At 49.5% G+C, this 9560-nt stretch carries 22 protein-coding genes; 4 read left to right on the top strand and 18 right to left on the bottom strand.

The window, feature by feature from the left end; genetic code table 11:
• Positions 1-92 precede the first annotated feature (92 nt).
• Both glyA and NKU06_RS06980 read left to right on the top strand, forming a co-directional pair.
• Entirely contained in the window at positions 93-1352 is a 1260-nt protein-coding gene (gene glyA, locus NKU06_RS06985; protein ID WP_254729625.1) for a serine hydroxymethyltransferase, read from the top strand.
• Between the two features lie 67 nt (positions 1353-1419).
• Positions 1420-1605, top strand: a complete 186-nt coding sequence (locus NKU06_RS06980) for a hypothetical protein (protein WP_254729624.1) — start codon at positions 1420-1422, stop codon at positions 1603-1605.
• 20 nt (positions 1606-1625) lie between these two features.
• Here NKU06_RS06980 and NKU06_RS06975 read toward each other — a convergent pair whose 3' ends face one another.
• Positions 1626-3761, bottom strand: coding sequence for an NADPH-dependent 2,4-dienoyl-CoA reductase (locus tag NKU06_RS06975; RefSeq protein WP_254729623.1), 2136 nt, complete (start codon positions 3759-3761; stop codon positions 1626-1628).
• Between the two features lie 221 nt (positions 3762-3982).
• Between NKU06_RS06975 and NKU06_RS06970 the strand changes: the two genes are divergently transcribed.
• Together NKU06_RS06970 and NKU06_RS06965 are read left to right on the top strand one after the other, a co-directional pair.
• Positions 3983-4318: a TIGR01244 family sulfur transferase gene (locus tag NKU06_RS06970; RefSeq protein ID WP_253223051.1), complete on the top strand. Its 336-nt coding sequence runs from the start codon at positions 3983-3985 to the stop codon at positions 4316-4318.
• 798 nt (positions 4319-5116) lie between these two features.
• The gene (locus NKU06_RS06965; RefSeq protein ID WP_254769547.1) at positions 5117-5506 is read left to right on the top strand and encodes a hypothetical protein; all 390 of its coding nucleotides are present in this window, start codon (positions 5117-5119) and stop codon (positions 5504-5506) included.
• Here NKU06_RS06965 and NKU06_RS06960 read toward each other — a convergent pair.
• The 17 genes from NKU06_RS06960 to NKU06_RS06890 form a co-directional block, all read right to left on the bottom strand.
• Positions 5464-5604 (bottom strand): hypothetical protein, encoded by a 141-nt coding sequence (locus tag NKU06_RS06960; RefSeq protein ID WP_254729567.1) that lies wholly within the window; start codon positions 5602-5604, stop codon positions 5464-5466. The genes NKU06_RS06965 and NKU06_RS06960 overlap by 43 nt on opposite strands.
• Positions 5605-5607: 3 nt before the next feature.
• Positions 5608-6069 (bottom strand): hypothetical protein, encoded by a 462-nt coding sequence (locus tag NKU06_RS06955; RefSeq protein ID WP_254729621.1) that lies wholly within the window; start codon positions 6067-6069, stop codon positions 5608-5610.
• On the bottom strand, positions 6066-6284 hold the full coding sequence (locus NKU06_RS06950) for a hypothetical protein (RefSeq protein ID WP_254729620.1): 219 nt from the start codon (positions 6282-6284) through the stop codon (positions 6066-6068). The genes NKU06_RS06955 and NKU06_RS06950 overlap by 4 nt, the downstream gene beginning before the upstream one ends.
• A gap of 27 nt (positions 6285-6311) precedes the next feature.
• Positions 6312-6488, bottom strand: coding sequence for a hypothetical protein (locus tag NKU06_RS06945; RefSeq protein WP_254729563.1), 177 nt, complete (start codon positions 6486-6488; stop codon positions 6312-6314).
• A 21-nt stretch (positions 6489-6509) separates the two neighbouring features.
• Complete coding sequence (locus NKU06_RS06940) at positions 6510-6650, bottom strand: hypothetical protein (protein WP_254729618.1); 141 nt, start codon at positions 6648-6650, stop codon at positions 6510-6512.
• Positions 6651-6757: 107 nt separating this feature from the next.
• Complete coding sequence (locus NKU06_RS06935; RefSeq protein ID WP_254729567.1) at positions 6758-6898, bottom strand: hypothetical protein; 141 nt, start codon at positions 6896-6898, stop codon at positions 6758-6760.
• 3 nt (positions 6899-6901) lie between these two features.
• The gene (locus tag NKU06_RS06930) at positions 6902-7279 is read right to left on the bottom strand and encodes a hypothetical protein (protein WP_254729609.1); all 378 of its coding nucleotides are present in this window, start codon (positions 7277-7279) and stop codon (positions 6902-6904) included.
• Positions 7230-7397, bottom strand: coding sequence for a hypothetical protein (locus NKU06_RS06925; protein WP_254729576.1), 168 nt, complete (start codon positions 7395-7397; stop codon positions 7230-7232). Before NKU06_RS06925 ends, NKU06_RS06930 begins: the two co-directional genes overlap by 50 nt.
• On the bottom strand, positions 7381-7530 hold the full coding sequence (locus tag NKU06_RS06920; protein ID WP_254729616.1) for a hypothetical protein: 150 nt from the start codon (positions 7528-7530) through the stop codon (positions 7381-7383). Before NKU06_RS06920 ends, NKU06_RS06925 begins: the two co-directional genes overlap by 17 nt.
• 183 nt (positions 7531-7713) lie before the next feature.
• Positions 7714-7848 carry a hypothetical protein gene (locus NKU06_RS11635; protein WP_256521228.1) on the bottom strand — a complete coding sequence of 45 codons (135 nt, stop codon included), beginning with the start codon at positions 7846-7848 and terminating at the stop codon, positions 7714-7716.
• 63 nt (positions 7849-7911) lie between these two features.
• Positions 7912-8199 (bottom strand): hypothetical protein, encoded by a 288-nt coding sequence (locus tag NKU06_RS06915; RefSeq protein WP_254729615.1) that lies wholly within the window; start codon positions 8197-8199, stop codon positions 7912-7914.
• Positions 8139-8303 (bottom strand): hypothetical protein, encoded by a 165-nt coding sequence (locus tag NKU06_RS06910; RefSeq protein ID WP_254729614.1) that lies wholly within the window; start codon positions 8301-8303, stop codon positions 8139-8141. The genes NKU06_RS06915 and NKU06_RS06910 overlap by 61 nt, the downstream gene beginning before the upstream one ends.
• Before the next feature lie 29 nt (positions 8304-8332).
• Positions 8333-8461, bottom strand: coding sequence for a hypothetical protein (locus NKU06_RS11630; protein ID WP_256521229.1), 129 nt, complete (start codon positions 8459-8461; stop codon positions 8333-8335).
• Positions 8458-8607, bottom strand: a complete 150-nt coding sequence (locus NKU06_RS06905; protein ID WP_254729555.1) for a hypothetical protein — start codon at positions 8605-8607, stop codon at positions 8458-8460. The genes NKU06_RS11630 and NKU06_RS06905 overlap by 4 nt, the downstream gene beginning before the upstream one ends.
• The gene (locus tag NKU06_RS06900) at positions 8600-8767 is read right to left on the bottom strand and encodes a hypothetical protein (protein ID WP_254769542.1); all 168 of its coding nucleotides are present in this window, start codon (positions 8765-8767) and stop codon (positions 8600-8602) included. Before NKU06_RS06900 ends, NKU06_RS06905 begins: the two co-directional genes overlap by 8 nt.
• Complete coding sequence (locus NKU06_RS06895) at positions 8754-9197, bottom strand: hypothetical protein (protein WP_254729613.1); 444 nt, start codon at positions 9195-9197, stop codon at positions 8754-8756. Before NKU06_RS06895 ends, NKU06_RS06900 begins: the two co-directional genes overlap by 14 nt.
• 50 nt (positions 9198-9247) lie before the next feature.
• Positions 9248-9460: a hypothetical protein gene (locus NKU06_RS06890; RefSeq protein ID WP_254729612.1), complete on the bottom strand. Its 213-nt coding sequence runs from the start codon at positions 9458-9460 to the stop codon at positions 9248-9250.
• Positions 9461-9560 lie beyond the last annotated feature (100 nt).

Raw genomic sequence — 9560 nt, 5'->3', positions numbered from 1 at the left:
GCGAAAAATCATCTTTCTATTAGGCATCATCTGATAAATATGTTACACTAAGCCCACTGTTTTATCCTTCCTTCAATACTCAAGGACATCTCATGTTTAAAGAAATCTCTTTACACCAATACGATCCAGAATTGGCAGTTCATATCGATGCTGAGGCACAGCGTCAAGAAGATCACATTGAGCTGATCGCATCAGAAAACTACTGCTCGCCTGCAGTGATGGAAGCGCAAGGCACAGCTTTGACCAACAAATATGCAGAAGGCTATCCAGGCAAGCGTTACTACGGCGGCTGTGAGCATGTGGATGTGATCGAACAAATCGCCATCGACCGCGCCAAAGAGCTGTTCGGTGCTGATTATGTCAATGTGCAGCCGCATTCAGGCTCAAGCGCCAACAGCGCAGTTTTCCTAGCATTACTTAAGCCAAATGATACCGTGCTTGGCATGAGCCTAGCTCACGGCGGTCACTTGACACACGGCGCGACAGTGAACTTCTCAGGCCGTAACTACAACGCGGTACAATATGGTCTGAACCCAGAAACTGGCTTGATCGATTATGAAGAAGTGGCGCGTCTAGCGCGTGAACATAAGCCAAAGATGATCATCGCAGGCTTCTCAGCATACAGCCAAGTGGTTGATTGGCAAAAATTCCGCGAAATCGCCGATGAAGTTGGTGCGTATCTGATGGTCGATATGGCGCATGTGGCAGGTCTTGTGGCGGCAGGTGTTTATCCAAGCCCAGTACAAATCGCCGATGTGACAACCACCACCACGCACAAAACGCTACGCGGCCCGCGCTCAGGCCTAATCCTAGCCCGCGCCAATGAAGAGATTGAGAAAAAATTGGCATCAGCGGTATTTCCAGGCAACCAAGGCGGCCCACTGATGCACGCCATCGCCGCAAAAGCTGTGTGCTTTAAAGAAGCGATGAGCGATGAGTACAAAACTTATCAGCAGCAAGTGGTTGCAAATGCCAAAGCCATGGCAGAAGTCATTCAATCACGCGGCTATGAGATCGTCTCTGGCGGCACAGAAAACCATCTAATGCTGATCAGCCTAATCAAGCAAGAAATCACTGGTAAAGAAGCGGACAAGTGGCTGGGCGATGCGCACATCACTGTGAACAAAAACGCTGTACCAAACGATCCAAAATCACCATTCGTCACCAGCGGTATCCGTATCGGCACACCTGCTGTGACTACGCGTGGCTTTGGTGAAGCCGAATGCCGTAACTTGGCTGGCTGGATCTGCGATGTGCTAGATGCACGAGGTGATGAAGCCGTTATCGCTGCCACTCGCGAAAAAGTCGCGGCCATCTGCAAAAAACTGCCAGTCTATGAGCGCAATGCTTAATCATTGACTGTGTAAATGATAAAAACTCGTCCATTTGGGCGGGTTTTTATCATTTAGGGATTGGGTTTTGATCGATGGTGTCATTAATTCGGTGTCAGGTGTCATCCTACACAGTTTTGTCAATTTTCAAACATTAACAATTATTAAGCCGATTTATATGGGCGCACTGCATACGCCCACGATGAAGATTTTCACAAATGGCTTATTCAAAGCCAATCATTTGCCAAATCGCTCTGTGCAAAACGCACTTTGATCCTGAAACGGTTTTCAAATTTACAAATACACCGCCACTTCAAAACCTTCACGGATCGCGCGTTTGGCATCGACACGCTCAGCAGATTTCGCCCCACCGATGACATGATATTGCGCTTTTGGCGTATCACCAAGCTGCGGCATTAGGTGATTCACCGATACCTGACCGACGCACAGTACCACAGTATCGACACGCAACAGTTGTGATACGCCATCGACAGTGACCCACAAGCCTTCTTCGGTGATTTTATCATAGCTGACTCCTGCCATTTGGATTACGCCTGCTTGCTTAATCACCGCTTTATGCACCCAGCCTGTGGTCTTGTTCAGGCTTTTGCCAAGCTTGCCCTTGCTGCGCTGCAAGAGATATACTTGGCGCGCAGGCGTATGCGGATTGGCAGTCTGTAGCGCGCCTGCCGTCTGATAATCCGCCGCCGCATCCACACCCCACTGGGTAAAAAAGTCTTCTGCCGTCTGTGCTTGTGGCACAAACTCTGCATCATTAACATCTGCTGATACGCGCGCACCATGGATCAAAAACTCAGCGACATCAAAGCCAATGCCTCCTGCGCCCAGTACCGCCACGCGCTCACCAGCGACTTTCTCACCGCTTAGTAGCTCGCTATAGCTCATCACCTGTGGCAACTCACGCCCTGCAATCTCAATCTCGCGCGGCACAACGCCTGTGGCGATGACGATGTGATCGGCGTTCAAGCTGTCCAAAAACACCTTATCCACCACCGTATTCAGATGTAGCTCGATGCCAAGCTGTGCAATCTGCTCACGAAAATAGCGAATGGTCTCAAAAAATTCTTCTTTGCCTGGAATGACCTTGGCAAAATTAAACTGCCCACCGATAAAAGGCTTAGCTTCATAAATAGTGACCTGATGTCCACGGCTTGCCGCCGTCACCGCCGCTGCAAGACCTGAGACGCCCGCGCCGACGATGACGACTTTTTTGGCTTTTTTGGCTTTTTTGATGATAATTTCACTTTCGTGGCACGCCAAAGGATTGACCAGACACGATGCTCGCTCACCGCTAAAGGTGTGATCTAAGCACGCTTGGTTACAGCCGATACAGGTATTGATAAGATTGGCTTGATTATGATATGCCTTATTAACCCATTCGCTATCAGCCAAAAATGGTCGCGCCATCTGCACCATGTCAGCTTGACCACTGGCGATGATATGAGCGGCGGTCTTCGGCATATTGATGCGATTGGCAGCGATCACAGGAATACTGACCGCTTGCTTGACTGCAGCGGTATAACGCACAAATGCTGCTCGTGGCACGCTGGTGACGATGGTCGGAATGCGCGCTTCATGCCAGCCGATGCCTGTATTTAATAAAGTCACGCCTGCACTTTCAAGAGCTTTGGCAACAGCGATGACATCTGCCATCATCGCACCATCTTCAACAAGCTCAATCATCGATAAGCGAAAGCTGATGATGAAATCTTGACCTGCCGCCGCGCGTACCGCTTGGACGATCTCGATGGCAAAGCGCATCCGATTTTCAAGGCTACCACCATATTCGTCACTGCGCTTATTGCTGCGCGCTGATAGGAACTGATTGATAAGATATCCTTCAGAACCCATAATCTCCACACCATCATAGCCCGCTTTTTTGGCAAGTGTGGCGGTATGGGCGAAATCTTGCACTGTGGCTTTGATATTTTTTACGCTCATCTGCCGCGGCTTGAATGGCGAAATCGGTGATTTGATTGGGCTTGGCGCAACGACAAACGGATGATAGCCATAGCGACCAGAGTGTAGAATTTGTAATAAGATTTTTGCGTCATGCTTGTGTACCGCTCGCGTCACACGCGCATGATGCACAACATCGGCAAGGCGATTGAGTGTACCACCAAGCGGCGTCAGCCAGCCTTGTTTATTCGGTGAAATACCCCCCGTGACGATCAAGCCCACGCCACCTTTGGCACGCGCTTCAAAATAGCTTGCCAATTTGCCATAATGATAAAAACGATCTTCAAGCCCTGTGTGCATCGATCCCATGACAATGCGGTTTTTGAGCACCGTAAAGCCCAAATCCAGCGGCTCAAACAGCTCAGGATATGCCGTCTGCTCAGGCTTGATCGGTGCAGTGTGAGTAGGAATCAGTTTGTTTAGGCGTTTTTTGATAAATGACAATGGCATGGCAAAAATCCGTTTGGCAATCAAGCGAATAAGATGGTTTGAATTGCCAATTTTATCATATTTTGCATACGCCTAAAGATTATTTTTAATAAATGACTGCTCGGTCAGCGTGCCAATTTGCCATCAAATACTGCAAACTTTCGCACAAACCATTTGCCAAACCACAAAAATCAGAGTAAGCTAATCACAGTCAATTTACCCACTTTTTATCGAGAAATATTATGTCAGATACCATTACTATCTCAGGTCAAATCACTGTCGATGATGTCAAATTCTTAGCTGAGCAAGGCTACAAAACCCTAGTGAACAACCGCCCTGATGGCGAAGAAGCAGGTCAGCCGACCAGCGATGAAATCAAAGCTGCCGCGACCGAACACGGCATCATCTACGCCCACATTCCATTCAGTGGTGGAATGCTTGAGATGCGCCATGTGCAAGAATTTGCTGACTTTTTCAATAGCACCGAGCGCCCATTGCACATTTTCTGCCGTAGTGGCAACCGCTCAAGCATCATCCTGCAAGCAGCACGCGAGCAAGATTTGTTAGATGAAGATTGATTGGGTTTTAAATATAAATGCTTAAAACAGCCTGTTTTAGCTGACACGATCAACATAGTACGGCGTTTTCATGGTTGTTTTTCAGTTGATGGTATGAGGTTGGTTTCTATGCCATCTTAAGCCTTGGCTGTAAAAATAGTCAGCATTCAGACAACCAAATCAAGAATAAAAAATCCCAAGTAATTGATTTACTTGGGATTTTTTGGGTAACTTGGTGGAGATGGCGGAAAATAAACTATCTCGTAACCTATTGATTTTAAACCAAGTAAATTCAAATAACTTGCAAAGGTACAAAAAAAGGTACAAAGCATAAAAATGTTTATACTTGTGTAAATGATAGCATCAAACAAATAAAATAGCTACAATCAAGGCTTTTTCATTCATTCGGCAAACTAAAAAATTATTTTTTATATTCAATAAATTTTAAATAATATTAAGTTTATTTCTTTTGATGGATTTTATATTTTGTGAAACAAAAATTTGCGTTTTTTGTGCTTTCCTTAGGCTGTAAAAAATTAGTGGGAATGTGGGAATTTTAATAAAAACAATAATAAAATCAAATATATATCTAAATTTAGTAGTGGGAACAATAGTGGGAACAAATCTAAAATTAGTGGGAACATTCCCACTAATTACCACAAATTTTTACTTGGCACCGCTCAATTTTCATAGTTAAAATTAATTAATTTATATTTAATTTATATGTTTCACAGTAAAAATTATTTAATAGCCGATGGATAAATATATTTTTATAATTAAACAAAAATTAATAATTGTTAATAACCAACCCATGCGCCCATGCCAATGCTTGAGCTGATGCCAAGCGGTGGCATTGCACCAATGATAGGCAGTGTTACCCTTGATTGGCTTATTGCACCCACGCCAAGCCTTGAGCCATTGCCAAATCAGCCGTTGGCAATTGGTTGGCTTATCCAGCGCACCAAATCAGCCGTTGGCAATTGGTTGGCTTATCCAGCGCACCAAATCAGCCGTTGGCAATTGGTTGGCTTATCCAGCGCACCAAATCAGCCGTTGGCAATTGGTTGGCTTATCCAGCGCACCAAATCAGCCGTTGGCAATTGGTTGGCTTATCCAGCGCACCAAATCAGCCGTTGGCAATTGGTTGGCTTATCCAGCGCACCAAATCAGCCGTTGGCATCGCCCATAATAGGCGGTGATGGTGATTGAGCCGTTGCACCCATGCCACGCCATGCGGTGGTATGATTGGCAGTTGTTGAGCGTTGGGCGGTTGTTGGCGGTGATGCCAACCCATGCGCCAATGCCACACCTTAAGCCGTTGGCATCGCCCCATAATGGGCGGTGATGATGATTGAGCCGTTGCCAAGCGGTGGCATTGCACCAATGATAGGCAGTGTTACCCTTGATTTATTCATTGCGCCCACGCCATGCGTTGGCATCGCTTGAGCCGTTGGGCGATTGTTGAGCCGTTGGCATGATAACCGCTTGAGCTGATGCCATCGCCAAAGTATTACCCACGCCATGCGGTGCCATTGCCCCAATGATAGGCGGTGTTGGCATGATTGGCAGTTGTTGGGCGTTGAGCGTTGGCAATTGTTGGCATTGATGCCATTGCCCATAACGGGCAATTGTTGGCATTGATGCCATTGCCCATAACGGGCAATTGTTGGCATTGATGCCATTGCCCATAACGGGCAATTGTTGGCAGTATTGCCATTGCCCATAACGGGCGGTTGTTGAGCCGTTGGCAGTATTACCCTTGATTTATTCATTGCACCCATGCCAAACTATCGCACCCACGCCAAAGTATTACCCCACGCCAAGCGGTGGCATAACGGGCGGTGATGCCACGCCAAGCGGTGGCATAACGGGCGGTGATGCCACGCCAAGCGGTGGCATAACGGGCGGTGTTGCCACGCCAAGCGGTGGCATAATGGGCGGTGTTGCCACGCCAAGCGGTGGCAATTGGTTGGCTTATCCAGCGCACCCACACCGCCAATTTGCCTAGAATGATTTATTTGCCATGATTTATGCTGAAATGCACCAAATCAGCCGTTGGCATCGCCCAATGATAGGCGGTGTTGCCATGATGGGCGATTGATGCCATGCCATGCGTTGGGCGGTGATAATGCTTGAGCCTTTGCCACACCTTAAGCCATGCCAAACCTTGAGCCGTTGGCGGTAATGCCAAACCATGCACCCATGCCAAGCCTTAAGCCACGCCAAACCATTGCACCCATGCCATGCGTTGGCAATTGGTGGCAGTTGTTGAGCTGTTGCCAAGCCTTGAGCCGTTGGGCGATTGTTGGCGGTATTGCCTTTGGTGTTGGCTTGGTGCTGATGATTGAGCCATTGCGCCCACGCCAAGCGGTGGCAATTGGTTGGCTTATCCAGCGCACCCACACCGCCAATTTGCCTAGAATGATTTATTTGCCATGATTTATGCTGAAATGCACCAAATCAGCCGTTGGCATCGCCCATAATAGGCGGTGATGGTGATTGAGCCGTTGCACCCATGCCACGCCATGCGGTGGTATGATTGGCAGTTGTTGAGCGTTGGGCGGTTGTTGGCGGTGATGCCAACCCATGCGCCAATGCCACACCTTAAGCCGTTGGCATCGCCCCATAATGGGCGGTGATGGTGATTGAGCCGTTGCCATGCGTTGGCATGATAGGCAGTATTACCCTTGATTTATTCATTGCACCCATGCCAAACCATTGCACCCATGCCAAAGTATTACCCCACGCCAAGCGGTGGCATAACGGGCGGTGATGCCACGCCAAGCCTTGAGCCGTTGGGCAGTGTTGGCTTGGTGCTGATGATTGAGCCGTTGGCAATTGGTGGCATCGCTTGAGCCGTTGGGCGGTGCTGATGATTGAGCCGTTGCCAAGCGGTGGCATTGCACCAATGATAGGCAGTGTTACCCTTGATTTATTCATTGCGCCCACGCCAAGCGGTGGCATAACGGGCGGTGTTGCCACGCCAAGCCTTGAGCCATTGGGCGATTGTTGGCATTGATGCCATTGCCGAATGATAGGCGGTGATGGTGATTAAGCCGTTGGCAGTATTGCCCTTGATTTGTTTATCGCCCCATGCCAAACCATTGTACCCATGCTATACCTTGAGCCGTTGCACCCACGCCAAGCGGTGGGCGGTGTTGGCATGATAGGCAGTTGTTGAGCCATTGGGCGGTGTTTGCCATGATTGGCAGTGTTGCCCTTGATTTGTTCATTGCACCCACGCCAAGCCTTAAGCCGTTGGGCGATTGGTGGCAATTGGTTGGCTTATCCAGCGCACCAAATCAGCCGTTGGCGGTGTTGGCTTATCCAGCGCACCAAATCAGCCGTTGGCGGTGTTGGCTTATCCAGCGCACCAAATCAGCCGTTGGCGGTGTTGGCTTATCCAGCGCACCAAATCAGCCGTTGGCGGTGTTGGCTTGGTGCCAATGCTTGAGCCATTGCACCCAACCCATGCCAATGCTTGAGCCATTGCACCCATGCCAAGCCATTACCCACGCCAAGCGGTGGCAATTGGTTGGCTTATCCAGCACACCCACACCGCCAATTTGCCTAGAATGATTTATTTGCCATGATTTATGCTGAAATGCACCAAATCAGCCGTTGGCATCGCCCCATAATGGGCGGTGATAATGCTTGCCCCATGCCAAGCGGTGGGCGGTGTTGCCAAACCATTGCACCCATACCAAGCCAAACCATTGCACCCACGCCATGCGTTGGCATGATAGGCGGTGTTGGCATGATTGGCAGTTGTTGAGCGTTGGGCAGTGTTGGCTTGGTGCTGATTGTTGAGCCACGCCAAACCATGCACCCATGCCAAGCCTTAAGCCACGCCAAACCATGCACCCATACCAAGCCAACCCATGCGCCAATGCTTGAGCCATTGCCAAATCAGCCGTTGGCAGTGTTGGCTTGGTGCTGATTGTTGAGCCATCGCCAAACCATGCACCCACGCCAAGCGGTGGCAGTTGGTTGGCTTATCCAGCACACCCACACCGCCAATTTGCCTAGAATGATTTATTTGCCATGATTTATGCTGAAATGCACCAAATCAGCCGTTGGCATCGCCCCATAATGGGCGGTGATGGTGATTGAGCCGTTGCCATGCGTTGGCATGATAGGCAGTATTACCCTTGATTTATTCATTGCACCCATGCCAAACCATTGCACCCATGCCAAGCGGTGGCAATTGGTGGCAGTTGTTGAGCCGTTGCCAAACCTTGAGCCGTTGGGCAGTGTTGGCTTGGTGCTGATTGTTGAGCCGTTGGCAGTATTACCCTTGATTTATTCATTGCACCCAACCCACGCCAAGCGGTGGCATGATTGGCAGTTGTTGAGCGTTGGGCAGTGTTGGCTTGGTGCTGATTGTTGAGCCACGCCAAACCATGCACCCATGCCAAGCCTTAAGCCACGCCAAACCATGCACCCATGCCAAGCCTTAAGCCACGCCAAACCATGCACCCATGCCAAGCCTTAAGCCACGCCAACCCATTGCACCCATGCCACGCCATGCGGTGGCATCGCTTGAGCCGTTGGCGGTGCTGATTGTTGGCATTGATGCCATCGCCCAATGATAGGCGGTGATGGTGATTAAGCCATCGCCATGCCTTGAGCCGTTGGGCGATTGTTGGCGGTATTGCCTTTGGTGTTGGCTTGGTGCTGATTGTTGAGCCGTTGCCCATGCTATGCGGTGGGCGGTGTTGCCAAACCATTGCACCCATACCAAGCCAAACCATTGCACCCATACCAAGCCAAACCATTGCACCCATGCCATGCGTTGGCAATTGGTGGCAGTTGTTGAGCTGTTGCCAAGCCTTGAGCCGTTGGGCGATTGTTGGCGGTATTGCCTTTGGTGTTGGCTTGGTGCTGATGATTGAGCCATTGCGCCCACGCCAAGCGGTGGCAATTGGTTGGCTTATCCAGCGCACCAAATCAGCCGTTGGCATCGCTTGAGCCGTTGGGCGATTGTTGAGCCGTTGGCATGATAACCGCTTGAGCTGATGCCATCGCCAAAGTATTACCCACGCCATGCGGTGCCATTGCCCCAATGATAGGCGGTGTTGGCATGATTGGCAGTTGTTGGGCGTTGAGCGTTGGCAATTGTTGGCATTGATGCCATTGCCCATAACGGGCAATTGTTGGCATTGATGCCATTGCCCATAACGGGCAATTGTTGGCATTGATGCCATTGCCCATAACGGGCAATTGTTGGCAGTATTGCCATTGCCCATAACGGGCGGTTGTT

The sequence above is a fragment of the Moraxella sp. FZLJ2109 genome (assembly GCF_024296965.1).
GTDB lineage: Bacteria > Pseudomonadota > Gammaproteobacteria > Pseudomonadales > Moraxellaceae > Moraxella.
Note: the sequence above shows the minus strand (reverse complement) of the source record. Positions and strands in the feature narration are given on the sequence as shown.